The following is a 26,107-nucleotide window of genomic DNA, read 5'->3' as shown; positions in this document are numbered from 1 at the left end:
TTAACCTCTTTCTTTTAAGTGAGCATATAATCTAGTTAAATCCATATCCGGTTTTTCTTCCTCTTCCTCAACTATTCCTAATCTTAAATTTTTCTTCATACTTTCATCAACTGCAGTATGGGAATACCCAAGTCTGTCAGCAAGTATATAAAGTATAATTATAGCTTTAGAAATACAGTCTAAAATAGCATCCTGGGCTACGTTGCTGCCTTTTGTAAGTAATTTAAAAAACTCCCCAATAGTACATAAAAGCTGTGCCTTATATTGTTCTATCTTAGTCACATTCTTCATTATATTAAAATCTTCGTTTCTCACCATTCCACCCCCATATTTAATTAAGAATAAACAGTTACTAATTGCAGCTAATTTATACACAAAAAGCTTTTATTTAATATATTCTTAATACTCATTTCATAATCTCTATACATTATAAAACATACTTGTTTTATTATAAATTAATATAAGTATATTGTAGTTATATTTCAAGATTTATGCAACTATAGTTTGTCTAGGCAAACCGCAATTACTTTTTTTGGAAACAATTAATAGTAATTTTCATTTGTTTCTGATATAAAAATGCATTTGTATTTCATTCTCAATTGATAATTACATTCTGTAATTATTTTAATAAAATTGTAGATATTATGTAACATTTAATGTATAATTAGCATATACTAGATTATCAATTGATAAAAACTTTTTTAAAAGGAGACCTTTTTATGGATAAAAGAAAAGCAGCCTTGCTTTCTGTTTTCTCAAATAGCATACTTATTATCTTTAAGCTTATTGCAGGTATATTTATGGGTTCCATAAGTGTTATTTCAGAAGCTATACATTCTTCTATTGATTTACTTGCTAGTTTTATAGCATTCTTTTCCATAAGAAAAGCAGCTGAAGCAGAAGACAAGGAGCATCCCTTCGGTCACGGCAAATATGAAAATATATCTGGCTTTGTTGAGGCACTTTTAATATTTGTAGCAGCTGCATTAATTATTTACGAAGCAATCAAAAAGATAATCGAGGGCGCACAAATAGAGAGTACAGGTGCCGGAATTATAGTAATGCTAGTATCTTCTGTAGTTAATTTAATAATATCCATGATGCTTTTAAAAATTGCAAAAAAGACAGATTCAATTGCTCTTGAAGCGGATGGTATGCACTTGCTTACTGACGTAGCTACGTCTTTTGGTGTTTTCATTGGACTTATTATAGTAAGATTTACAGGACTTAAAATAGTTGACCCAATAACTGCACTTTTTGTAGCAGTTTTAATAATAAAAGCCTCCTATGATTTAACGAAAAAATCCATGGTAGATTTGCTTGATAGCTCTCTTCCTCAAGATGAATTAGATAAAATAACAAAAATTATAGCTTCTTATCCTGAAGTTAAAAACTATCACAGATTAAGAACTAGGAAAAATGGACAAAAAAGAGAAATTGATATTCACATAAGGCTTGATAAAGATATGCCATTAACTGAGGCTCACGACCTATGTCATGCTATAAAAAATGATGTTTTAGCCCAATTCAAGGAAGCTTATATTGTAATACAATTAGAGCCTTTTAGAGAGGAAACTATACAAATAGAAGGCAAAAATTAAAGCGGTCTACTGACCGCTTTTAAATTATTATTCTTACTTCTGTTCCGTCCTGAGCTTTTACTTCCACAAGCTCTAAGCCCTTATAATCTTTTAAAACATTAAAGCCCTTTCGAAGTTCTTTAAAATCAAGGCACTCAATATACTGCCTTTGATCTTCAGGGATATATCTTTTAGCAATATTCATTCCAAAGCCACCGAGGCTAAGTGCAGCTTTTACAAGACCTATCGGGGCTGGCACTTTAAAACTTTTTCCGCTGTTAAGTTTTATATAAACTCTCACCTTAATCAATCCTTTCACTTAAGGCATCTAGGCTTTCACTTAAAAAATACATGAATCGTCTATTCTATAGAAACCTCAACTATATCACCATTTCCACTTTTTACATCTACAATTTTCCCCTCAAGTCCTGAATCAATTGCTTCCATAATCATTTTTATGTCAATACCCTCCTGTTCTGAAACACCAGGGATTTTAATGTTATTTACTGCATTACCTATGGCTTTTAAAAATTTAACTGGAACATTTACATTAACAGTGTCTTGCGTAGCTGAAAGCACCTTGACTTTAAGCATTTTATCTAAGTTAGAAGCTGCAGTTAGCTGAGTGTCATTTGAAGATTTATTTAACGCCTCAATAAGTTCTGTCGCCTTATCAGAATCAATTTTTCCTTCTTCAACCATTTTTAAAATTCTCTTAACTTCTTCTTTCATTTTATTACACACCCTTTAAAATAATATTTTTTATTCTTCTTAAACCCTTATTTTAATCTTCCTTCATCATGTTTATAGCCTGCTCCGCTGAGATTTCGCCTTTTTCAAGCATATCCAGTATTTCTGTGCTGCCGATTGTAGGCTTTTTAAAAACGGTATAGCCTAGTGCTGTAACCACATCATCTAGCTTTGCTCTCACAGTTGGATAGGAAATGCCTAGTTCTTTTTCCACATCTTTTATATTGCCCCTGCACTTTAAGAATACTTCCATAAAACTTAACTGTTCTTCTTCTAAATACTCAAATTTCGAAAACTCGAAGTCATTTTCTATGACAGTACCGCATTTATTGCATTTGAGCTTTGCGATTTTTAATTTTGAATTGCAGACTGGACACTTGCTTATAACCTTATAACTCATATACTCCTCTCCTTTACTATGATTCTATTATAATACCATATTTTAAATAAATCAATATGTAAATTAATTATTTTAATATATTAATTAAAATAATTAATTATAGTTAAATGTAATATTAATTATTTTAATTTTATGTTTTATGGCTTAGTTAATTCCTAATTCTCAGCTTAGTTAAAAGGGCACCGCATATAAGCAGCAGCCTATCAATTTAATTTTAATTTGAACTCCTATATATTTTTTCAAGTATATAAAAACAGGATCTAAATAAAAGTATAAATATATTAGTATTTGTTTAATTTTGTCATAAAACCCCATTTAGATAAATATTCTAAAGTGATAATAAATATTTTGTCTGAATATTTTACTTTATTTTCCAATTAATATATATCATAATATTCTTGTATACCTTATATAATTAACTATTGAAAATAAATATAAATACCTTATTGAATGGGAGTCTTGTAAATGATAAAACTGAAATGTAAAAAGTGCGGTCAAGCTTGGTATACAGCAAATACAAGATTAGATCAGAAATGCAGCGAATGCGGCGGACTTTTAGTTGAGGAAGAGCTTAACTTCATAAAATCAAAAGACGTTTTGACTGATCACGAACCTACAAAAAACTGTGAATCCAAGGTTATACACGTAAACTGGTAACTAGTAAAATGAATTAGCTAAGAGGTAAATTCAAAGGAAATAATCAGCCATTACATGCAAAACACTAACTAGTTATATACTAGTTAGTGTCTTATTTTTTTACCAACCTATTTTATAAAAACAACTTAAAAATTATTAAAAAAATCACTCCTGGAACTCCGAAAAAACCAGCTATAAGAGCAGTGGCCCAATTTATACCTATGGCAAAGTGAAAATAACCACCAATAAAATTAGTTAAAGCTAGAAGTATTACACCTAGAATCGCATTTGAAATTAGCTTTATAAATATTTTTATCGGCCAGGAAAATATTTTTACTATTAAAAATAAACCTATTATAGCTAATAAAAAATAACCCATATATTCCATGAAAATAACCCCCTTTATTTGCCTTTGTATTGATTTTAATTTATTTTATTATATTCTGTAATTTAAGAAAATATTATATCTATTTAAATTAAACTTTAATAGTAGGTTATTTCGGTAAGAATAATATTTGTGTCAATCTTAACACCAGCAGCCCTTGCCTTACTTAATAGATATATAAACTTTGCTTTTGCTGCATCTTCCATGTAAATGGCATGATCAACGAGCATAGGTGAACTGACCATTTCAAAATATTGACTAGCCCTTTCCATTTCTTCTCTGGCATCTTCAATAGCTTCAATAAGCTTTTTATGTTCTTCTGTATATTGAATATTTCTAGATAAATAATCAATAATAGCTTTCTTATTCATAATAACCTCCCATGCGGACAATCTTTATAACAAAATAATTGCCACAAATATGGAAAATTATACGTAATTATTGAGTATGTCTTAGAGATATGCCTTATGCTTAGCCTTGCCTTATTTCTATTATTGTTTATCTATTATAACTATATCTCTCTTCTTCCCTCTAAAGCTTTTGATAAGGTAATTTCATCTGCATAATCTAAATCTCCGCCCACTGGTATTCCATGGGCTATTCTTGTAACCTTAACTCCTAGAGGCTTTATAATTTTAGATATAAACATTGCTGTAGCTTCTCCTTCAATATTTGGATTGGTAGCCACAATAACCTCCTTAATATCGCCGTTAAGTCTTGATATAAGTTCTCTTAATTTTATTTGCTCAGGACCTCTTCCTGCCATAGGGGAAATTGTACCATGGAGCACATGATATACGCCATTGTACTCCTTAACTCTCTCCACGGACATTATATCCTTTGGCTGCTCTACTACGCAGATTGTACTCTTGTCCCTGCTTGGATTACCGCAAATAGCACAAGGATCACTATCTGTAAAATTGCCGCACACTGAGCAGTACTTTATTGTACCTCTTGCCTTAACTAAGGCCTCTGCAAAGCCTCGAACCTCATCCTGTGGTAGATTTAATATATAAAGAGTAAGTCTTTGTGCAGTCTTATAACCAATGCCTGGAAGCTTTGCAAACTCTTCTATAAGTTTTTCTATAGCAACTGGATAAAAATCCATAACTTTTTCCTCCTTTAGTGGTCACACTGAGCAATTAAGCTCTCTGGCTCCCACTCGATAATTGCTCGTAAATGTCCATTTAGGACATTTACCTCCGTTTACTCTCTTAAATAAATTAAGAATGAAAAATTAAGTGCTAAATACTGCTAAGAATTGATTTAATTCTTCCTTCAGCTGTATTTTTTAATTCTTCATTCTTTATTCTTCATTGCTTATTACTTGTTAATTCGTAGTAGTCTTAACTAACTATGAAAAACTTAAATGACCTATTGCTTTATGGATTGTTAAAACATTCCTGGTATATTAAGTCCGCCTGTTAATTTTCCCATTTGACTTGTTGTATCTTCTTCTGCTTTTCTAAGAGCCGCATTACAAGCAGTCATTATTAAATCCTGCAGCATTTCTACATCATCTGGATCTAATACTTCTGGATCTATTTTAATATCTATAAGTTGTCTTTTGCCATTTACAACTACAGTTACAGCACCGCCACCTGCTTTTTCTTCATAGGTTTTGCTTTCAAGATTCTTTTGCATTTCTTCCATTTGCTGCTGGAATTTTTGCGCTTGCTTCATTAGATTATTCATGTTAGCCCCGCCGCCAAGACCAGGGAAACCACCTTTTGGCATACTTTACCTCCTAAAAATACATTATTTATTATTTAATTAAACTAATATACATAATTAACATTATATACTTATTGGTCAATTATTTCTACAACTTCCTCACCAAAAGTTTCTTTTAATATGTCTTCAGGTGATTTTACTATCTCTTTTTCCTCTACAGTATATTTTATTCTGACTTTTTCTTTTAATACTGAAGAAACCACATCTTCAATTACCTTTTTTATATCCTCTCTTTCAAGCCTTTGCCTGCTAAATGCATACTGCTTATCAAATTTAACCTCTATAATTCCATCTTTACAATTAACTACTTCCCCGGTACCTAGTAGTGCAGAGTTTGCAGCAGTGCTTCTAACCTTAACCATCTCCAAGATATCTCTCCAAGATTTTCTCACAGTATCTAAGGTTAAGGTAGAGGCAGTATTTTTTTCTTCAAATTGTTCTATTTTATTAACTTCTACCTTTTTGGCACCTAAGGCAGGAGACTTTTTAACAACTTTTTCAGGTTGAGTTTCACTTAATGCAACAGCTATTTTACCGCTTTTTAAAGCTTCTTCAAGCTTATTAATCCTAGAAAGAAGTACCTCCTTAGAAGTATCATATTCAATTTTACATAACTTTATAATAGCAAGCTCTAAAAAAATTCTGCTTTGCTTGCTCCATTTTGATTGTTCTTCAGCTTCTTGAAGAATTCTTATATTTCTCATAAGCTCTTCTACTCTTATTTTTTGAGCCTGTTCTTTTAAACTCTCTATATTCTCAACAGACATATCTAATATTTCTTCTGGATTTTTACTTATTTTAGCCATCATTAAATTTCTCGTATGGCTGATCATTTCTTTAATGAAGTTATAGATATCCTTGCCGCTAAAAACTATATCATCAACAATTTTCATGGACTTTTCAACATCTTTGTCTATTACTGCATCTGTAAGCTTTAGTAAATTTTCATTAGTAACAAGTCCAAGCATATTTATTATTTCATCATATTCCACTTTGCCATTTCCCATAGAAATTGCCTGGTCTAATATACTTAATGCATCTCTCATAGCTCCATCTGACATTCTGGCAATAAGATTTAAGCTTTTATCATCTGCAAAAACTCCTTGTTCCTTAACTATCTTTCTAAGCAGTCCATAAATATCTTCACTTCTTATTCTCGTAAAATCAAACCTTTGACATCTAGAAAGTATAGTTATAGGAAGTTTTTGCGGATCTGTTGTAGCCAAAATAAAAATTGTTCTGCTTGGAGGTTCCTCTAAGGTTTTAAGAAAGGCATTAACAGCCCCGTCAGAAAGCATATGAACTTCATCCATTATATATACCTTATATTTTGCTTCCCTTGGAGGATATTGAACTTCGTCTATAATATCTCTAATATTTCCCACTCCATTATGTGAAGCAGCATCTAATTCAACAACATCTATTGAAAGTCCTGCATTTATACTTTTGCACATTTCACACTTATTACAGGGCTCTCCTTCTTGTAAATCCAAACAATTTACCGCCTTTGCCATAATCTTAGCAGTAGAGGTTTTTCCTGTTCCCCTAGTACCACATAAAAGATAGGCATGGGCAATTCTATTATTTATTATTTGATTCTTTAAGGTTGTAGTTATATTTTTCTGACCTACCACATCACTGAAATTTTTAGGTCTCCATTCTCTATATAAAGCGGTATATGCCATTTTCTCACCTCTTTGCTGACATGTGGGGGTGGTATGTGGCACAGGGACGTTTCTCGTGCCGCATGCCACTCTTAACTTATATTATACCTTAATGTGATATCCTTTAACACAATATAATCAAAAAAATAAAAAAGATGCCTTAAGAGCATCCTTTAATCTAGTTTCAATTATTATAAACCGTGCACCTCGCTTCGACTGCTAGCATATAAGCGTTATCTATACAGTTAGCTCAAACCAGGTTTCCCTACGGCACACGAAAATATTCACTTACCGCTGCTTCCTTCCGGACCTGACGGGGTTCATGAGTTTTCGTTGCGTAGGACCCGATTCTCAACGCCACTTTTATAGACCAGACCTTACACGCTAGAGCCTAAGCGAGGAATTCAACCCTGCTGTAGCGGTTTGCAGGTTACAGGGCACCGCTAGTTCCCCATCTAGCACGGAAAGTTCAACTGGCGGAGAAAGGGGGATTCGAACCCCCGGTAGAGTTTCCCCTACACACGCTTTCCAGGCGTGCTCCTTAAACCACTCGGACATCTCTCCATATACTCATGAAACTAAATTGTTTATTTGTAATCATTAAGCATTTAACCTAACGACAAGTTAGATTATACTATGTATTTTTATTTATTTCAATATATTTTTATATAATTATTAATGGAACCTTTAGCATTATTACTTAATTATTGAATAAAAATCATCCAAAGACTAATAATATTATCGTAATCTCGAGCTTTCACTGACTTTATATCAAAACAGAAGAAAAGCTTACTAAAATGAAGATAAATAGGTTTAATTTAAAAATTTAGTCTATAATACCATTTGATAAGATATTATATTCTATGTATAATAAAATTCGTCGGTTAGATAAATAAATTGCATGGGCGCATAGCTCAGCTGGGAGAGCATCTGCCTTACAAGCAGAGGGTCACAGGTTCGAGCCCTGTTGTGCCCACCATGTAACTTAATATGCTGGCATGGCTCAACGGTAGAGCAGCTGACTTGTAATCAGCAGGTTGTAGGTTCGATTCCTATTGCCAGCTCCACTTTTGGAGGAATTCCCGAGCGGCCAAAGGGGGCAGACTGTAAATCTGTTGTCAGTGACTTCGATGGTTCGAATCCATCTTCCTCCACCAAAAGATATACGTAAGTATATCTTTTTTATTTGCTCAAAACTTTATATTTATTAAGTTTAGCTAATTTATTCATATATATAAGGGGTTACAGGTTTATTTATTTTCGTAACCTTACCTTCAATAATTAATGGAAGCTTTCTATTAATCTTGCTATTCTCATTTTCCTTAAAGCTTACCACCCCTTCTACCCTTACCCATGTATCATTCTTTAAAACCTTATTACCATCAGTTTTGCACAAGATACCAATAACCTGAGAATCAGCAGCGCAGCAGTTTACTAATAGTCTAGTAATAATAAATTCATCCTTATTAAGCTTATCATCTTTTGTTACATAACCACTAATTATTATACCCTTTCCAATATGTTTTTCAAGATTTCCACTTAAATCTTCAAAATAATGAATGTAGTTTTCATCATTAAAGCTAATTACATTTCCGTTTATAACATCATCTTTGGTATGAGTATGACTTCCTATATTCTCAGTACTGCTTGAACTTACAAAAGTAATACCTTTTTTCTCTGCTATTTCAGAATTTAAGCCTCTTGGTGCAATAAATATGCCTATAACTAAAACTAAAATAAATAGTACATAGCCTTTCTTAAATTTAATTCTTGTTTTAACTGTAAATACATTGAAAATTTGCAGTATTGTAAGTTCTCCAAGGACCACTAAAGAAAAGGCGGAATACTTAGCAAGCTTAGGGTGGACAAACATTGTAATCTTGGTAGATGAAAGTAAATAATAGATGTAGAAGGTAAATACAAGCAAAATTATAAACCATATAAATTCATTAATATTAAATCTCTTCATTTTAATTTGACCCCTTTTTATAAGCAAATAAGTCTCACCAGCTCTGTTTATCTTGCAATATGTAATTATAATTTAAAAAATACATTTATAATATAGGCTGCAGCAAAACAAAATGCGAATATTAAAATTAGCTGCTTAGCAATAAAACCTTTCTTAAAAGAGTAATTTAGCATTAAGGTATTTTTAATGTCTATCATAGGTCCTAAAAGTAAAAATCCAATTATACTTCCTAAGGTAAATTGCCCAATAAAGGTACTTGCTATAAAAGCATCTGCCTCAGAACATAGTGAAACTAAAAATGCAAATAGTAGCATAACAATTATAGAATATGTAGAATTCTGACCTAAACTTAGAATCTGGTTTCTGGGCACCACTGCTTGGAAGGCAGCTGAAATGAAGGCTCCAATTATAAGAAACTTACCTATATCATAAAGTTCAGTGTTTACATGATTAAGGACTTCCATAAACCTTGAAGCTTTCTTTTTATAACTGTGATTATAGCCGCAGGAGCAGATATTTTCGTAGTCAGAATAAGAGGGCTTTAAGCAGTTTAAGTTTTCTACAGCTCCCATTATAGTGCCAATTGTAAGTGCAATAATAAAGCCTACTAGGCCTCTTATAAGTACTACATAAGGTCTTCCATGGAAGGCATAGTAAGTGGATAAAAGAACAATGGGGTTAACTATTGGCACAGAAAGCATGAAAGCTACAGCCATGTTTACTGGCACACCTTTCTTTATTAATCTTCTCCCAATGGGAATAACTGCACATTCACATATAGGAAAAACAAATCCCGATAGTGATGCCATGAGAATTCCTAAAAATTTATTTTTGGGCAGTAGTCTCGCTATGGTATTTTCAGATATAAAAACCTGAATTAGCGCTGATATTATAACTCCTAACATTACAAAAGGAAGAGCCTCAAGTATTATGCTTATAAAAATCACAGAAAAATTTTGTAAAATCTCTGCATTCAATTTTATCTACTCCTAACAGCCTTATTTGCCTGCCTGTTTTTTATTTTTATAAAAACTTTTTTTACTAGTCCTCTATCTATGATTTCTGCTTTCTTAAGTACTTCTTCTAGTTCTTTTAGATTATCATTCGTTAAAATAATAGTCCTAGGATTTAATTCCTTTAGCTTTTTTAAAATTTTGTTTTTTTCTTTAAGGGATATGTTACTACAATTATTAATCACGATAAGATTGCTGTTTATAATAAAAGGTTCTATAAGCTCCTTCATGTTATTGTAATAAACAAAGAAAGTAGAAGCTTCCAAAAGATTATAAATTATCGGTTCCCTTAAGCTTTCTACTAAAGTTCCATCCTCGAGTACATTTAAAATTTCCATCAAAAGCTTTGTTCCATTATATTCAACAATAATTCTATGAGGATTGTAGAAGTCTATCATCTGTTTTAGAAATGCTGCAGTTAGATTTTTAGAATTGTCTACTTGTCTTATAATAAGCTTTGACTTAGGTTTTTCAATTATTTTAATATCCGCATTACCAATTTCACCTTGAATTATTATAACTATTTCTCCTGATACAAGAGAATTTTCTAATAGTGCATTTATAAAGGTTGTTTTACCAGAGCCTAAAAAACCAGTTACTATTTCAATTTCTGTTTTAATATTCATAGACGCCTATATAAACAATTTTTTAAGTGCGGCTTTATTTAAATTTATTCCAATAATGCATACCCTGCCTGAAAAATCTGCTTCAGTATTTTTCTGGTTAAACTCCTCTGGTACATAGTCAAATTGAGCCCATTCACCTTTTTCAAGCTGCACTATCCCTTTTGCTCTTAAAATACTTCCATAAAGCTTTTCATTACTTATCTTGTCAAATATACTTTTTATATTTGCTAAGCTGAACCTTTTAACTGTTTCAAAACCTATGCTTTCAAAACTTAAGCTTTCACCTGGAGTTATTTTATAAGAAACCTTCGAACCAGGCTTTTTTAATAAATTTACTTCCTTATGAATTCTTTCTCTTTCATAACTCTCACTAATTTCTATAATCCTTTTCGCAGTTAAATTATCCCAAGGAGTGGTAACTACAAATGCTTCCTTATTTAAAGCATCTAGTGCTTCCTTTACTGTAACTAATTTCTCAAGCCCTACTCTTTGACTTCTGCTTAGCATTATTGTTTTGGCATTTATTATTTGATTTTTATAAAACTCCCCAAAGTTAGCTAAATACATATGAAATTTTAAAATATCAACTACAGTAATAATCATATTTATCTCTGAAAATTTTCTTAAGTCCTCACTATTGCATACCTTTATTATTTCTGACAGCTTTGCAACACCTGAAGGTTCTATTATAATTCTATCTAATCTATAATTCTCCAAAACCTCTAATAGAGCCTTTTTAAAATCCCCAGTAATGCTGCAGCAAATACAGCCTGCATTTATTTCCTTTACCTTTACCTTTGTACTTTTTAATGTACTTCCATCTATGCCAACTTCCCCAAATTCATTTTCAATAATTGCTATTTTTTCTTTATACAGCTCTTCAGTTATAAGTTTTTTAATGAGAGTGGTTTTTCCTGCACCTAAAAACCCTGAAATTATATCTATTTTGACTTTCACGCTGAGCCTCCTTGTATTAAACAACACTGTACTATTTAATTTTATTTGTAAAATTAAATATTTATACTATTTTAGATGATAATTAATACTAAATAAAAAAGACTCCAGCGCCTATGCTAGAGTCCAGATTTAATAATTATTAATTTATAATGTGAAACACTTATTTACTGATTATCAAATTATATATAGCATTTCAATACTATATTGAAATATAATCTAAACCTAGTGAAATTCTCTATCAAGAGTAACAATGCCTCTATACTTAGGAGAAATACTGTGTATAGCCTCTTGTATTTGCTCTTGTATCAAATTACTTTGTTCTTCTAAAGCATAAGATCTATTAATTACTGCGTCAAAAATTAAGGTTTTTTCCTCTCCAGCCCCTACAACTCTGAAGTCATGTATAGATAAGACACCTTTAATTTTATTAAGTCTTTCCTCCACTTGAGTCTTTAATAAATCTACCTCTGGGCAATTTATCTTAACAGGATCCATATGGATAGATAAATATATATTATATTTAGCGCCTACTTCCTTTTCAGCTTTATCGATAACATCATGTATGTCCATTATTGATACATCATAAGGAACCTCTGCATGCAGTGATGCCATATATCTTCCTGGGCCATAATTGTGTATTACCAAGTCATGAACTCCAAGTATATAGGGGTATTCTTTTAAACTTCTTATTAGTTCTCCTACAAATTCTTCACTAGGTGCCTTTCCTAGTAAGGTTCCTATAGTATCTCTTAGGAGTTCAACTCCTGAATGAAGAATAAACAGTGATACTATAAAAGCTACGTATCCATCAATAGGAAAGTCAGTAAATCTAGATACTAATAAAGAAAAAGTAACCATAGACAGTACTAGTATATCTGTAAAAGATTCCAAAGCTGAAGCCTTTAAAGCAGAAGAATTAATTATATTGCCTATATATGCAGTAAAGCGATTAAGTGTAATCTGAAGTGGAAGTGCTAAAAGCATACAAATAAAGCTTACAAGATTAAAAGGTACCTTTACAGGATGTAAAACACGTAGTACTGAGCTCTTCAAAAATTCATAGCCTACAACCAGAATAGCTACTGAAAAAAGTAATGCTGTAAGATATTCAATTCTCCCATAGCCAAAAGGATGCTTATCATCAGCTGGCTTGTTTGCAAATTTGAAGCTAATTATAGTAACTAAAGATGATAATGCGTCTGTAAGATTATGAAAGGCATCCGCAGTAATAGCCATGCTATTTAATAAAAGACCAATAACAAGCTCTACAGTAAGAATAGTAGTATTAATAATTATTCCAACTACTCCCCCTAAAGCGCCATAAGCTTCACGAGTTTTATCTGAATTAACATTTTTATAATCCTTTACAAATTTATGAATTAAAGAATCAAAAACTAACTTCATTATATCCCTCTCCTCTAACACAATATATTTAGAGATATTAATATTATACCACCATTTTACAATGGAAGTTACATATCTAAGAAACAACTAGAAATATAAAAGTAAAAAAGTCCTCTTGGGACTTTTTTATTCTCTGTGCAAAGTTACTTCACCGGAAATAACCTTTTCAATTTTTCCATGTTTATGTTCAATTACAAGCAGTCCCTCATCACTTATATCCACAACTTTCGCTGTAATTAATTCTCCCCTTTTATATAATTGAATTTCTTTTCCTATGAGATAGGAGTTTTTTCTGCAAATATCTATGGTAGAGCTTAGATTGTTCTCTAAAATAAATTCTTCATAGAGCCTTTCAAAATGATTTAGTATAGCGGCAGTTAATCTTTGTCTTGAAAGGCTTTTTCCAGCTTCTATTTTTAAAGAAGTAGCAATTTCTTGTATATCCTTTGGAAATTCCTCACTGGTAATATTTACGTTAACACCTATTCCTATAACTATATAATTAATTTGATTTAATTCGCTGCTCATTTCAGTTAAAATGCCGCAGAGCTTCTTATTATTTAAAATAATATCATTTGGCCATTTTATCTCGGTTTCTATATTCAAATCCTTCAAAGCCTTATAAACAGCCGCAGCACCAATAAGTGTAATGGTAGATGCATTTATAGGATCAATATTTGGTCTTAAAATAATAGACATCCATATACCTTTATATTTTGGCGAGCACCATTTTCTATCAAACCGTCCTCTACCGCCTATCTGCTCTTCACCTATTACTATGTCACCATCTTCGGCACCGCTGGAAGCTAGTTCCTTAGCCTTTGTATTTGTGGAATTAATGGAATCAAAATGATTAATATTTCTTCCTATATATTTTGTATTAAGAAAATCACTAATTTCGTAAATTGTTAATAGATCAGGAGAAGAAACCAGTTTATATCCATTTTTGGATATAGAATCAATAACATAACCCTCATCTTTAAGCTTATTAATATTTTTCCAAACAGCTGCTCTGGTAACCCCTAATTCTTCACTTATTTTTTCACCAGAAATAAAGGATTCCCTATCCTCTTTTAACATGGCTAGTATCTTATCCTTCACATTGTTTTCCTTCTTTCATTTTAATGTCTTTATTTTATAGTACACAATATTCTTCGTCAAGCTGATAAAATCCTTGAAAATAAATAATTTTTATTGTAGAAAAAAGGTAAATTTGATAATATTATATATAAGTAAATCAAAAGATTCTTGAATAAATAATATGTGCCTTATTCATCCTAGAGCCTTTAAATAGTATATTTGCATGATAGGAGATATTTTATGGAAACTTGTAAATTAGAAAAAGTATTTGCTGATTATTCTCTCATAGAAAAGATAGACAAGTTAAACATTTCAGCAGAAGAAGTAATAAGACATACTCCCATAAAATCTATCGAGTTATCTGGTGAAGCCTTTAAGCTTTCAAAACGCATACAATATAAAAAAGGCGCTGCTAAAAGTTTATTTATTAAAGGAAAGGCTTCGTATATATTTGGAAATTCTGAAGAAGCAATTAGCTTTTTAATGGATGCACTGCAGATTACAAAGGAAGAAAATTTGAAGGAATTTGAAGCAGATATATTAAATGTTCTAGGTAATGTTAATCTTGATCTTTCAAACTATAACTCGGCTTTAGATTATTACATGAAGTCATTAGAAATAATACATCAGTTTGATTATAAAAATAGTGAATGCAGGGTGTTAAATAATGTTGGTGAAATCTATAAGGATTTAAAAAATTATGAAGAAGCTTTAAAATACTATCTACAAAGCTTGGAAATTTGTAATTTAATCAGTGCTGAAAATGTTAAATGTATTGTATTACAAAACATCGGGGAAGTGTATTACTATTTAAATGATTTCCAAACTGCAAAGGATTTTACAGAAAAAAGCTTGCAGCTTTCACGTATGGTTAAGGATAGGATGATTGAGGCAGCTTGTCTGCATCAACTTGGTAAAATAAACCTTAAGCAAGATAATTCAATGGAATCTTTAAATTTATTTTTAAGAAGCTTAGAAATAAGCAAGGAAACTAATGAACGTTATTTTATGATAACTGTAATGATAGACCTTCATAGATTACTAGTGAAGAATAACAAAAATGATGAAGCTATTGATTATTTAGGTAAAGCCTTAAGTTTAGCTTATGAAATTAATTCTAAAGAACTGATTTCAAAAATAAATTCTTATTTAGCTGAAACCCATGAAAAAATAGGCCAGTTTGATAAGGCACTTTATTATTATAAAAAGTTTCATGACCATGAGAAAAAAGTAATAGATGAAAGCGTTGAACACAAATTAAAAAATATTACCCTTCAGTTTAAAATGGAACAATCTCTTCAAGAAAAGGAAATTTATAGGCTCAAAAATGTTGAGCTTAAGGAAAAAACAGACGCCTTGGAAAAGAAAACTGCTGAATTATTGGAATTCTATAATAATATGAAAACTATAAGTCAAATTGGACAAGATATTACATCTACATTAAATTTCGAAAAAATTTTACAATTAGTATATGTAAGCATAAATAATTTAATGCCTGCATATACCTTTGGAATAGCTTTATATGACAAAGAAACCGAAACTGTTGAATATAGTTTATTTATCGAAAACTCTAAAAGATATCCCGTGTTCTCAAATAGAATTGGTAATAAAAGCGGCTGGGCTTCCTGGTGTATTGTAAATAAAAAAGAAATACTTATTAATGACGTTGAAAATGAGTACAAACTGTATCTTGAAGATAGAAAAATAACTCCAGGTGCTAGAACTCAGTCTCTTATATATTGTCCGTTAATATTTGAAGATAATGTATTAGGGGTAATTACGGTACAAAGCTTAACAAAAAACGCATACTCTCAATATAACTTGGATACTGTAAAAGCACTTGCTTCCTATATAGCCATTGCCATTAGAAATGCTCAGAAATCAAATGACCTTGAAGAACTAAATGAAAGATTACTTGTTTTATCAAACTTAGATGGGCTAACTGAAATACCTAACAGACGGTACTTTGATGAACAAGCAGAGGCAGATTGGAATAATGCAAAAATAAATAAGGAGCCTTATACCATTATGCTCATTGATGTGGATAGCTTTAAGGAATACAATGACAATTATAGCCATCTTGCAGGAGATTACTGTTTAAAGCAAATTGCAAAAACCTTACAAGCAGCAGCCAATGAATTTCATGGTTTTGCAGCTAGATATGGGGGAGATGAATTTGCAGCAGTTTTCAAAAATACCTCTACTGAAGCTGCACTTAATATAGCAGATAAAATGAAAAGTTTAATAGATGGGCTAAATATAGAACATAAATTTTCCAAGGCAGCAGATCACGTAACATTAACTTTTGGACTTTGCACTATTAACCCTAAAGAAGAACTAACAGTAAATCATATATCAGCCTTGGCTGATAAAGCCTTATATGCAGCAAAGCAAAAAGGCAGAAATAGAATTGGAGTATATTAATTATAAATGGCATCCAGATGACTTATTACTTATCTAAATAAATAAGTAATAAGTCATCTGGGTGTCATTTATTTTGCCGGAGGGAGTTGGGTTTGGTCCGGGATGCTTAAGACATCAGGTTCCAAGCAAACATGCCTCATTTTCATATTTATGAAAATCATGGTAATACAATCATTATATGTAAAGTTATACAAATATTTTCCGATATAATTAGTAAGACTTAATATATTTTTTCAATCAAAACTATTTGAGGTGTAAAGTCATGTACATTAATAATATTAATTCCGTAAATTCAACAGCTCTAATTGCTAATTCATATAGCGGTGGAAATACAGTTATAGGCACTAACTCAAATGATGTAGTACCAGCAAACTCTGATACTATTGAACTTAGCTTAAATTATTCCAAACCAGTATTATCAATCCTAGATGAAATAAAGAATACATTTAGTAAAAAGGATTGGATAGATTTAGAGGACAATTCATCTATTTCAGATTATACAGCACAATATGGAAATATTTTGAATAGCATAAAATCAAATCCACAATTTGATGATAATCAAATAGTAAACTTAACTAAAATCTTGGACTCTTCTTTTGATGATTATGCTGAAAATTTAGCTGAGAACCTATCAAAAAATATTTCATCGTTTTTTAATCTAGCATACAACGCAGAGCAAATATACACCTCTCAGGGAACAGATATGGGCATAAGAGGCGAAAAAATTATTAATAAAGATGAATTTAAGAAAAATATTTATAATATGCTTTCCGCATCAAAAATCTTTTATAAAAATAATACTAGCGGAACAAAAGATAAACTTGAACAATTTCTTCAGGACAAGTTTTCTGAGACTCAAAATATTGATAAGCTAAGCTATAAAGATTTTACAGCACTTAGGAATACATTGAGTGCTTATTATAAAACTGATAGAGCTGCATATTACGATACTAACTATAATGATCCATCTAGAAGGTTAGAATTAATGAATACTGCTTTAAGTAGTCTAAAGACCTCTAACGCCTCCCAAGCATTAGTGAATGCATTTGAAAAGGCAAAACAGCAAGATAACAACTATTTCATCAGGATGAATGCTTATAGGGAAGTAAGAATGGGGTATGAAATCAACTCAGACAAGCTTATTAAGGAATATGTAAAATATTCAGCTAAGTTAGAGAACTTAAAAAAGCGTAGGAAAGAGATGATTAAGGAGCATGAAAAGGAGATGCAAAAGCTGAAAGAAAAACTTAGGAAACAGATGCTTCAACTTATGCTTTTAGGTTTATCAGACGGTGAAAAACAAATTGAAAATCTGCAAAAACTACATGAAAACAAGCTCAATAACCTTTCTATGCAGGAACTAGAAATTGAAAGTAGACTAAAAAGCATTGGTGAAAATATAAAAAGTAATTCGGAAGAATACTTTAAATTCCTGAAAGCACCAGCTTCCTACATTGATAGTTATTTAAGTAAATCTCAATCAAATAGCCAGAATTCAGAGAAAAATCAGGAAAACCAAACATTAACCGAAGATGGTAGAATTTAAATCCAAGGACAGTTATGGAATTGAGTAAGAAATATTGCTAAAAACAATGAATAAAAATCTAATATAAGGCTCTAGCAAAAACTGCTAGAGCCTTATATTCTGGCGGAGAGAGTGGGATTTGAACCCACGGAACGGAATAACCCGTTCGCCTGTTTTCGAGGCAGGTACCATAGACCACTCGGACATCTCTCCATAGAATTTACATTACAATTATACTAAATATATATATATAAATCAATTTTCATATTCTATAAATATCTATAAGCCATATGTGAAATAATATATTCTACAGATAATTAGTATTATTTTACACTGCAGGTTTACATAAATACTAAAATAGTAATATAATTATATAATTAGGATAATTATCAAAAGAATATTTTTAGTAAAAATACTTAATAAAAAGAGGGAGATGTCTATATGGACTATAGGGAAGCCTATAATAATTGGGTATCAAATACATATTTTGATGAAGCAACAAGAGCTGAACTCACTTCCATTGAAAAAGATGAAAAGGAAGTAGAAGATAGATTTTATAGAGATTTGGAATTTGGTACTGCTGGGCTAAGAGGAAAACTTGGAGCAGGAACTAATCGTATGAATATCTACATAATTTCCAGAGCTACTCAAGGGCTAGCAGATTACATTAAAGATAAAGGTAAGCAGTACATGGATAGAGGTGTTGCAATTGCATATGACTGCAGGCATTTCTCAAAGGAATTTGCCTTAAGAGCTGCACTTGTATTGGCTGCAAACGGTATAAAGGCTTATCTTTTTGAAAGCCTTAGACCAACACCTCTTTTATCCTTTACTGTAAGACATCTAAATACAGCTTCAGGAATTGTTGTAACTGCAAGCCATAACCCAAAGGAATACAATGGCTACAAGGTGTATTGGGAAGATGGTGCACAAATAGGTCAGGACTTAGCAGACGCTATTACCGAAAAAATATTAAACATTAAAAACTTTGAAGATATCAAGGTTATGGATGAAAAAGAAGCACTAGCTGCAGGTCTTTTAAATATTGTAGGAAAAGAACTTGATGATATATATGTTTCTAAGGTTAAGTCACTTGCACTAAGAGAAAATATTGATAAGGATATTAAGGTTGTTTATACGCCCCTTAATGGAACAGGCAATATATTAGTAAGAAGAGTATTAAAAGAGAGAGGCTTTACAAACATATCAGTAGTTCCAGAGCAGGAGAACCCAGATCCTAATTTTACTACAGCACCATTTCCTAATCCAGAGGATACTAGGGCCTTTCAGTATGCAGAAAATTTAGGTCAAGAACTTGGAGCTGAGCTCTTAATTGCAACTGACCCTGATTGTGATAGACTTGCAATAATGGTAAGAAATAAAGAGGGAAAATATATCTCCTTTAATGGTAATCAAACTGGAGCAATGCTGGTTAAATATATTGTAGAAGCTAGAAAGGAATTAAGTAAATTACCTTCTAATGGCTTTATTGTTAAATCTATAGTTACTGGCAATTTTGGGAAAGTTATAGCTGAAAAATATGGCATTACTACCTACGAATCCTTAACTGGCTTTAAAAATATTTGTGGTAAAGCAAATGAGCTTGAGAGTGCAGGAAATCACAGCTTCGTCTTTGGTTATGAAGAAAGCATCGGTTATGTAACTGGTGACTTTGTAAAGGATAAGGATGGAGTTATATCTTCAATGATGCTTGTTGAAGCAGCTGCTTATTATAAAAAACATGGTAAGAGCCTTATTGATGTTCTAGAAGAAACCTATGAGGAATTTGGCTACTTTAGAGAAGCTCAAATTTCATTAGTCTTAGAAGGAATCGAGGGCAGCAGAAGAATAAGCAGAATGATGGAGGTTTATAGAATTGAGTATCCTACCGAAATAAAGGATACAAGTGTTGTAGAATATACTGACTATAAAATAGGTAAGAATATAAGCCTTGTAACTGGTGACGAATTAGACGTTGATATTCCTGCTTCAAATGTTTTAAAATTCGTTTTAGCAGATGGTTCCTGGTATGCAGTAAGACCTTCAGGTACTGAACCAAAAATTAAGCTTTACCTTTACTCTAAGGCTGATACCGAAAAAGCAGCAGAAGAAAAAATTGCTGCAATGAAGGAAATAGTTCTAGGAAAGCTAGAATCAGTTGAATAAAATAATCATGAGCCACGGGAACGTTTCTCGTGGCTCATCTTTTGTCATGAAACTGTCAGAATTAGCTTTATCACCTCTTAGAAATAAAAAATTCCTTAAGCAGCTTGCTGCACTCTGCGTTATACATCCAGTCTATTTGAATATTATAATTTAAATTTGGATTATCTAATACATTTATTACAGATCCACAGGCTCCTGCTGTGGGATCAAAGGTACCAATATAAAGCTTGCCTATTCTGGCTTGAGCTATAGCGGAGGCACACATAGCACAGGGTTCTAAGGTAACATACATTTCACAGTTTGTAAGTCTCCAGTTATTAAGAGACTCACACGCTCTTTTTATTGCCAGTATTTCTGCATGTGCTGTTGGATCCTTTAAAGTTTCTTTAAGATTATGTGCTCTTGCCACAACTTCATTATTCCTAACTATAACAGCGCCTACTGGAACTTCCTTAATATATAAAGCATTTCTCGCCTCTCTTAAAGCTTCTCCCATAAAAAATTCTTTCATATTAAATACCACCATAAAAAAGTTTAAATATAATTCCTATTCTTGCATAACCGCCTTATTATTTCAAGATTACATTGAAATATATCTTGCGTTAGTAATTAATCATACTATAACCTGCAAGGTATAATTATTGTCATAATTTTTAAATTTAAATATTATAAATATGTTAGTAATAATTATTAGGAGTTTTCTATTTTATGGCTGTTAATGGTATTCAAACTGCTCCAATTAATCCAACTAATTCAGAGAGACATGAAATGTTAAAGAACTCTTTGAGAAATGCAGGAAGATCTGAGGATTTTAATAATATAATAGCTCTATTAAGCCCTCCTAAGGATATTTTAAATTATTGCTCGCCAGGAAAACTAAAAGGGGTTAAAATAGGAATTATAGGAGGGGGCCTTGCTGGACTTTCAAGTGCCTTTGAGCTTAGAAAACTTGGTGCAAACATTACTATCTATGATGCATTAACCGATAGAATTGGTGGAAGAGTTAATACCTATTACTTTGATAAGGATAAGAAGTATTACGGAGAACTTGGACCCATGAGAATTCCAGTAGCCCATGAAACTACCTGGCATTATATAAATAAATTTAAGCTTAATACAATGCCTTTTGTACAGGATAACCCAAATGCCTTTATTTATGTTCATAATACAAGAATTAGAAATGATTCTGCAGGAAAAAACGTTACAGAAAAGCTTTATCCAAAATATAACCTAACTGAAAGAGAAAAAAACATATCTTGGCCTACCTTGTATAATTATGCCATGAACGAACCATTAAATAAACTTCCGGAAAATATAAGAAAAGAGATTTTAAAAATACTCCCTAAATATTCACCTCCCTATTCTGAGCTTATAAATATGAGTTTTCGCCAAGTCTTTGAAATGTTAGGCTTAAGTGAGGATGCAATAAATTTAATTTCTAGCGTTGACTCACTTACAGGGGCGTCACTTTATATTAGTTATGCAGAATTATTGTCAGATAATTATCCACTTGATTTTTCAAACCTATACAGAGTTGATGGCGGAAATTCAAATCTTCCACAAGCCTTTTACAAGTCATTAACCTCAGAGCATCCTTCAGAATATGAAGATATACCAAATAACTTGTTAGGTAAGGTTGTATTTAAGTCCGGTCACTACGTTAATGGAATTTATAATATAGATAAAAATAATAAAGTAATTATAAAGTATAGAACTAAACTACTTTCTCAGGATTTAATAGAATCCTTTGACTATGTAATTTGTGCTATTCCCTTTTCTACCTTAAGACTAGTAGATATTAAACCTCTATTTAGTAATAGAAAGATGCAGGCTATTAGGGAATTTAATTATGAAAATTCTCAAAAAACACTTCTTTTATGTAATAGACGGTTTTGGGAAGAGGATACTGACTATGGAAGAATAAATGGCGGAGTTTCTAATACTGATCTGCCAATTGAAAGTATAATTTATCCCTCAGATCACGCCTTATATGATGAGTCAAATAAATACTCACCTAAAGAACCAGGTGTACTTGTGGCTTCCTACAATATAAATTTAGATGCCGTAAGGCTCGAAAATACAAATAAGGAACGCAGAAAGGAAATTATTAAAGAACAGGTTGAAGAAGTGCATGGGCTCCCTAAGGGGTATTTAGACCATATAGTTGAGAAATATAAGACTATAAATTGGAATAATGAGCAGTGGTTTAGAGGTGCTTTTTCAATGACTAGGCCAGGGCAAAAATCTATTTTCTTATATGATATTTTACAACCAGAGTATAAAAATAAAGTATTTTTCGCTGGAGAGCATGCCTCTGCAACACATGCCTGGATGCAGGGTGCCTTATATAGTGGAAAATTAGCAGCAAATAATCTTGCATATAATTATAATTTTCAAAAACAGCATAGTTAAGGATCTCTTGAAAGGTTGAACTGTACTGTATCCTTTTATTGTACTCCACATCAAATTGAAAAAGAGGTTTTTGCAAGATACAATATAACTTCGGTAATTTTGCAAAAACCTTTTTTATGGATAATATATTATTTTCCTACGATTTCATTAAATAACCTCATAGGCTTTAAGAAGCTTTTCAATCTCAGTACCTTTTACTTTTTTCAGAGCTTCCTTTAGTGCAATTTTTGCTTTGAAGGGAAGCTCCTTATCTGTAAGTTTCTTTCCATCAGAAAGCTTAACTGTAGCATCTAAAAGTGAGCGCACATCGTATACGCTGCCCCAAACCTCAGGTACTCCACGATCAACATTAAGCAGGGTATAAACTGCTTCCATACCGGTACGAACAGAATACTCGGTAGTAAAGATGGTATCACGAAGGGTCTCAGCGAATTGACCAATGAAGGCAAAGTTCACGCTTCCATCTGGTACTACCTTCGGACGATCGCCCTCTCTACGAGGCATGAAGAAGGCTGTGATATAGGGCATCATGCAGGGAATCGTGTTGGCACTGTTTTCTGCTAGGTCTTCAATTTGATCTTCTGGAACACCTAAGTGATACAGCCATTCCATGCAGATTTCTTTACCTGTGCATTCAAGCATGGTCTTTTTAACAAAGTTACCAGGCTTGTCACTGAACAGCCCATAAATCCACCCTACAAGCTGATCCTTTGGCTGTGCGTGGAACTGGGGCTGACGGTTGAAGGTCCAGCTAAGAAGCCAGTTAGAATCCACGGCTGTTACGATACCACCAGTAACCACCTTACCACTGAAGGGATCACGCTTGCAGATTTTCTTGATATAAGGGACAATACGCTGATCTAAGGTGGTTACTGTAGCAGACATCCAGTTTGTTTTCTCAGGTGTAGTGCAGAACTTGTCAGGCCGTCCGAAAGACGGGTCTTGTGCAGCAATTTTACGCCACATATCCCAGCCGCTGCCGTCCTTGATTTCTATATCCATCTTAGCCTGCTGATTCTGATGACCTAAAGAAGAATTCTCAGTACAACCTCCATTGGTGATGAACACAAGATCATCCTCAGTAAGATCAATGTTATTTTCTTCACCCTGGTGGAGGCATATGATACGTTTAGCTATCTTTTTATCTAGCTGTACATCAAATTCGACATTGACAACTTTAGTATTGTAGTGAAATTGAACTCCATGATCCTTAAGGTATTTTACCATTGGTAGGATTAGTGACTCATACTGATTATATTTTGTGAAGCGTAGTGCCTTGAAATCAGGTAAACCACCTACATGGTGTACGAAGCGCTGCAGATACAGCTTCATTTCCAGTGCAGAATGCCAGTTTTCAAAGGCAAACATAGTGCGCCAATACATCCAGAAGTTAGAGTTCAGCACCTCTTCACTGAAGATTTGGTCAATGCGGACATCGTACAGCTTTTCATTAGGCGTCATAAAGAGATGCATAATTTCCATTGAGGCCTTATCAGACAGGCCAAATTTTCCATCTGTATGTGCATCCTCTCCCTGTTTGACTGTGGCACGACAGAGTGAATAGTTTGGATCTGCCTTATTGAGCCAGTAATACTCATCTAAAACACTGACTCCTTCTGTCTCAATTGATGGTATGGAGCGCATTATATCCCACATACATTCAAAATGATTGTCCATCTCTCGTCCACCTCTCATAACAAAGCCGCGGTCGGGATATTGATAGCCGTCACAGGATCCTCCTGGAATAGGATCCTTCTCCAATACATGAATGTGTTCACCTTTCATTTGCCCATCACGGACTAAAAAACATGCCGCAGATAGGGCAGCTAAACCTGATCCTATGAGATAGGCAGATTTTTGATCCACACCTTCAGGCTTTAGAGGGCGTGCGAATGCTTCATAATTACCACTTGAATAATACATAACCTTACCTCCATAATAATTATTTTTAGTTTCTGACTATAGAATACTGCTGCTTTATGAAGGCTACAATAAACAAAAAAGCCCCTATGATGAAACTTTCATCACAGGGGCAAAATTGTAAAAACTTTAATCAAAGGAGCACTTTTGATTAATTTTTGTCTATACGGTACTTATCTAAAGCCTTTATGATATCTCCTTGTATCAATACACTTAAACGGTCGATAATGGACAATGGGTCCTCTTTCATCCCATTTCGTATCCATTCCAGCATTATTCCTACAAAGGCGAACTTATAGAAATCGGCAATGAATTTTTTATCTTCCTCACGTACGCTCATTCCCGCAGATTGCTCTTCTACAACACCAATCATTAAATCATATGTAAGCTTATATAAATAGATCTCCACTTGTTCACGACTCATAGAATGATAAACATTTATAATAAAAGCCTTGTTTTGGAGAACAGCATTAAAAATTTGTAAAAAACCTTGCTGCCAGGTGTCATATGTTTTTTTACCACCAATGGCTTTGGCTGCATTCTCAACGCAAACCCACTCTATTAAGTCGTATATATCCTTAAAATGATAATAGAAAGTCATGCGGTTGATCCCACAATCTGATGCAATATCAGAAACCGTAACTTTATCCAGAGGTTTTTGCAAAAGAAGATTTTTTAAAGAGGCTTCAAGAGCCTTTTTTGTTGTCTGCGACATAATAATTACCTCTACTTCTAATCCCTTGAATAGTCTGTAAATTTATATATTTTAAATAGTATAACATACTCATTTTCAAAAATAAATCCAATATTATAGGCGCTAATAATAAAAAGAGCCCTTATAAGCTCTTTAGTTTATCAAAAATAACCACATCGTTTTTTTATTTGTAATGACCTTTTTGTTAGATAACAATATAAGTCTTCATCGGCTTTTTTCTTATATTTTTCCCTATCTCTTTTCTTATTTCTTTGATATTGAAGTGCAAGTAATTTGAACTCTTCTAAACTTAATGAATTTTCCAATATTATCACCTCAATATTACTATAACACTTTTATTGTTATTTTACATTAAGAGAATGTAAATTTTTGTTTATCTTCTTACTAAATGTCAAAATAAAATAGCAGTAAGTTTAATAAAAACCTACTGCTATAAGGATGGGGTAACTTTAATTGTTTTACTGCTACATTTATATATTAACTGTAATCTGTTACAAATTTATTAAAATACTAAATACTAACTGTTAATTACTTTTAAACAATTTGCAAATAAAATGTGAGATAAAATAAAAAAGTGAGTTGCTTGTGCATCTCACTTTCTTGGTGTGCGTAAAGGGATTCGAACCCCCGGCCTGCGGTTTAGGAAACCGTCGCTCTATCCTGCTGAGCTATACACACAGATTATTAATTTACCCTAACATTCTATTACATCTTCTTTTTAATGTCAATAGTATTCACTATATATTG

General features: G+C 32.4%; 24 protein-coding genes, 6 tRNA genes and 1 other RNA gene. 9 read left to right on the top strand and 22 right to left on the bottom strand.

Annotated features, from left to right (window positions below; translation table 11 throughout):
- Entirely contained in the window at window positions 1-315 is a 315-nt protein-coding gene (locus ACJDUH_RS14170) for a MazG-like family protein (protein WP_406766200.1), read from the bottom strand.
- 404 nt (window positions 316-719) lie between these two features.
- Between ACJDUH_RS14170 and ACJDUH_RS14165 the strand changes: the two genes are divergently transcribed.
- Window positions 720-1,601: a cation diffusion facilitator family transporter gene (locus ACJDUH_RS14165; RefSeq protein WP_406765862.1), complete on the top strand. Its 882-nt coding sequence runs from the start codon at window positions 720-722 to the stop codon at window positions 1,599-1,601.
- A 19-nt stretch (window positions 1,602-1,620) separates the two neighbouring features.
- Here ACJDUH_RS14165 and ACJDUH_RS14160 read toward each other — a convergent pair whose 3' ends face one another.
- Genes ACJDUH_RS14160 through ACJDUH_RS14150 form a run of 3 tightly spaced genes read right to left on the bottom strand, consistent with a single transcriptional unit; the run spans window position 1,621 to window position 2,730 of the window.
- Window positions 1,621-1,881: a hypothetical protein gene (locus tag ACJDUH_RS14160; RefSeq protein WP_406765861.1), complete on the bottom strand. Its 261-nt coding sequence runs from the start codon at window positions 1,879-1,881 to the stop codon at window positions 1,621-1,623.
- Window positions 1,882-1,940: 59 nt separating this feature from the next.
- Complete coding sequence (locus tag ACJDUH_RS14155; RefSeq protein ID WP_406765860.1) at window positions 1,941-2,312, bottom strand: SHOCT-like domain-containing protein; 372 nt, start codon at window positions 2,310-2,312, stop codon at window positions 1,941-1,943.
- 52 nt (window positions 2,313-2,364) lie between these two features.
- The gene (locus ACJDUH_RS14150; protein ID WP_406765859.1) at window positions 2,365-2,730 is read right to left on the bottom strand and encodes a DUF2089 domain-containing protein; all 366 of its coding nucleotides are present in this window, start codon (window positions 2,728-2,730) and stop codon (window positions 2,365-2,367) included.
- 465 nt (window positions 2,731-3,195) lie between these two features.
- Here ACJDUH_RS14150 and ACJDUH_RS14145 point away from each other — a divergent pair, with 465 nt between their 5' ends.
- The gene (locus ACJDUH_RS14145) at window positions 3,196-3,387 is read left to right on the top strand and encodes a hypothetical protein (protein WP_406765858.1); all 192 of its coding nucleotides are present in this window, start codon (window positions 3,196-3,198) and stop codon (window positions 3,385-3,387) included.
- Between the two features lie 112 nt (window positions 3,388-3,499).
- On the opposite strand, the gene ACJDUH_RS14140 is transcribed toward ACJDUH_RS14145, so the two are convergent.
- The 7 genes from ACJDUH_RS14140 to ACJDUH_RS14110 form a co-directional block, all read right to left on the bottom strand.
- Window positions 3,500-3,754: a pro-sigmaK processing inhibitor BofA family protein gene (locus tag ACJDUH_RS14140; protein WP_406765857.1), complete on the bottom strand. Its 255-nt coding sequence runs from the start codon at window positions 3,752-3,754 to the stop codon at window positions 3,500-3,502.
- A gap of 95 nt (window positions 3,755-3,849) precedes the next feature.
- A complete protein-coding gene (locus tag ACJDUH_RS14135) occupies window positions 3,850-4,122 on the bottom strand; it encodes a DUF2508 family protein (protein ID WP_406765856.1) in 273 nt (90 codons plus the stop codon).
- Window positions 4,123-4,262: 140 nt separating this feature from the next.
- The gene (recR, locus tag ACJDUH_RS14130) at window positions 4,263-4,859 is read right to left on the bottom strand and encodes a recombination mediator RecR (protein ID WP_406765855.1); all 597 of its coding nucleotides are present in this window, start codon (window positions 4,857-4,859) and stop codon (window positions 4,263-4,265) included.
- 284 nt (window positions 4,860-5,143) lie between these two features.
- Entirely contained in the window at window positions 5,144-5,488 is a 345-nt protein-coding gene (locus ACJDUH_RS14125; RefSeq protein ID WP_406765854.1) for a YbaB/EbfC family nucleoid-associated protein, read from the bottom strand.
- A 68-nt stretch (window positions 5,489-5,556) separates the two neighbouring features.
- Entirely contained in the window at window positions 5,557-7,170 is a 1,614-nt protein-coding gene (gene dnaX / locus ACJDUH_RS14120; protein WP_406765853.1) for a DNA polymerase III subunit gamma/tau, read from the bottom strand.
- Between the two features lie 177 nt (window positions 7,171-7,347).
- Window positions 7,348-7,613, bottom strand: an RNA gene (ffs, locus tag ACJDUH_RS14115) — signal recognition particle sRNA large type.
- Window positions 7,614-7,623: 10 nt separating this feature from the next.
- A tRNA-Ser gene (locus ACJDUH_RS14110) sits at window positions 7,624-7,713 on the bottom strand.
- A gap of 339 nt (window positions 7,714-8,052) precedes the next feature.
- Between ACJDUH_RS14110 and ACJDUH_RS14105 the strand changes: the two genes are divergently transcribed.
- The 3 genes from ACJDUH_RS14105 (at window position 8,053) to ACJDUH_RS14095 (ending at window position 8,306) form a co-directional block, all read left to right on the top strand.
- Window positions 8,053-8,128: transfer RNA gene (locus ACJDUH_RS14105), tRNA-Val, on the top strand.
- A gap of 13 nt (window positions 8,129-8,141) precedes the next feature.
- Window positions 8,142-8,216 (top strand) — tRNA-Thr (locus tag ACJDUH_RS14100).
- Between the two features lie 5 nt (window positions 8,217-8,221).
- A tRNA-Tyr gene (locus ACJDUH_RS14095) sits at window positions 8,222-8,306 on the top strand.
- Between the two features lie 65 nt (window positions 8,307-8,371).
- Here ACJDUH_RS14095 and ACJDUH_RS14090 read toward each other — a convergent pair.
- The 6 genes from ACJDUH_RS14090 to ACJDUH_RS14065 form a co-directional block, all read right to left on the bottom strand.
- A complete protein-coding gene (locus tag ACJDUH_RS14090) occupies window positions 8,372-9,118 on the bottom strand; it encodes a TIGR03943 family putative permease subunit (RefSeq protein ID WP_406765852.1) in 747 nt (248 codons plus the stop codon).
- Between the two features lie 65 nt (window positions 9,119-9,183).
- Window positions 9,184-10,095, bottom strand: a complete 912-nt coding sequence (locus ACJDUH_RS14085; protein WP_406765851.1) for a permease — start codon at window positions 10,093-10,095, stop codon at window positions 9,184-9,186.
- A 2-nt stretch (window positions 10,096-10,097) separates the two neighbouring features.
- Window positions 10,098-10,757, bottom strand: a complete 660-nt coding sequence (locus tag ACJDUH_RS14080; RefSeq protein ID WP_406765850.1) for a GTP-binding protein — start codon at window positions 10,755-10,757, stop codon at window positions 10,098-10,100.
- 6 nt (window positions 10,758-10,763) lie between these two features.
- Window positions 10,764-11,714: a CobW family GTP-binding protein gene (locus ACJDUH_RS14075; protein WP_406765849.1), complete on the bottom strand. Its 951-nt coding sequence runs from the start codon at window positions 11,712-11,714 to the stop codon at window positions 10,764-10,766.
- A gap of 222 nt (window positions 11,715-11,936) precedes the next feature.
- A complete protein-coding gene (locus ACJDUH_RS14070; RefSeq protein WP_406765848.1) occupies window positions 11,937-13,118 on the bottom strand; it encodes a cation diffusion facilitator family transporter in 1,182 nt (393 codons plus the stop codon).
- A 126-nt stretch (window positions 13,119-13,244) separates the two neighbouring features.
- Entirely contained in the window at window positions 13,245-14,219 is a 975-nt protein-coding gene (locus ACJDUH_RS14065) for a biotin--[acetyl-CoA-carboxylase] ligase (RefSeq protein ID WP_406765847.1), read from the bottom strand.
- Window positions 14,220-14,438: 219 nt separating this feature from the next.
- Between ACJDUH_RS14065 and ACJDUH_RS14060 the strand changes: the two genes are divergently transcribed.
- A complete protein-coding gene (locus tag ACJDUH_RS14060) occupies window positions 14,439-16,622 on the top strand; it encodes a sensor domain-containing diguanylate cyclase (protein WP_406765846.1) in 2,184 nt (727 codons plus the stop codon).
- A gap of 262 nt (window positions 16,623-16,884) precedes the next feature.
- Window positions 16,885-18,168: a hypothetical protein gene (locus tag ACJDUH_RS14055; protein ID WP_406765845.1), complete on the top strand. Its 1,284-nt coding sequence runs from the start codon at window positions 16,885-16,887 to the stop codon at window positions 18,166-18,168.
- Between the two features lie 100 nt (window positions 18,169-18,268).
- Here the strand turns inward: ACJDUH_RS14055 and ACJDUH_RS14050 are convergent.
- Window positions 18,269-18,360: transfer RNA gene (locus ACJDUH_RS14050), tRNA-Ser, on the bottom strand.
- 228 nt (window positions 18,361-18,588) lie between these two features.
- On the opposite strand from ACJDUH_RS14050, the gene ACJDUH_RS14045 reads away from it, so the two are divergent.
- Complete coding sequence (locus ACJDUH_RS14045; RefSeq protein WP_406765844.1) at window positions 18,589-20,313, top strand: phospho-sugar mutase; 1,725 nt, start codon at window positions 18,589-18,591, stop codon at window positions 20,311-20,313.
- Between the two features lie 70 nt (window positions 20,314-20,383).
- Here ACJDUH_RS14045 and ACJDUH_RS14040 read toward each other — a convergent pair whose 3' ends face one another.
- Window positions 20,384-20,824 (bottom strand): nucleoside deaminase, encoded by a 441-nt coding sequence (locus ACJDUH_RS14040; protein WP_406765843.1) that lies wholly within the window; start codon window positions 20,822-20,824, stop codon window positions 20,384-20,386.
- A 197-nt stretch (window positions 20,825-21,021) separates the two neighbouring features.
- Here ACJDUH_RS14040 and ACJDUH_RS14035 point away from each other — a divergent pair, with 197 nt between their 5' ends.
- On the top strand, window positions 21,022-22,725 hold the full coding sequence (locus ACJDUH_RS14035; protein ID WP_406765842.1) for a flavin monoamine oxidase family protein: 1,704 nt from the start codon (window positions 21,022-21,024) through the stop codon (window positions 22,723-22,725).
- A 147-nt stretch (window positions 22,726-22,872) separates the two neighbouring features.
- Here the strand turns inward: ACJDUH_RS14035 and ACJDUH_RS14030 are convergent, their stop codons facing one another.
- From ACJDUH_RS14030 to ACJDUH_RS14020, 3 genes are all read right to left on the bottom strand, one after another.
- Window positions 22,873-24,648, bottom strand: a complete 1,776-nt coding sequence (locus ACJDUH_RS14030; protein ID WP_406765841.1) for an oleate hydratase — start codon at window positions 24,646-24,648, stop codon at window positions 22,873-22,875.
- 148 nt (window positions 24,649-24,796) lie between these two features.
- Window positions 24,797-25,360, bottom strand: coding sequence for a TetR/AcrR family transcriptional regulator (locus tag ACJDUH_RS14025; RefSeq protein ID WP_406765840.1), 564 nt, complete (start codon window positions 25,358-25,360; stop codon window positions 24,797-24,799).
- A gap of 601 nt (window positions 25,361-25,961) precedes the next feature.
- Window positions 25,962-26,038, bottom strand: a tRNA-Arg gene (locus ACJDUH_RS14020).
- Between the last annotated feature and the right edge of the window lie 69 nt (window positions 26,039-26,107).

Source organism: Candidatus Clostridium radicumherbarum (assembly GCF_045310525.1).
GTDB classification, from domain to species: Bacteria; Bacillota; Clostridia; order Clostridiales; family Clostridiaceae; genus Clostridium_AT; species Clostridium_AT radicumherbarum.
The sequence above is the reverse complement of the archived record's forward strand: the minus strand, read 5'-3'. Positions and strand labels throughout refer to the sequence as shown.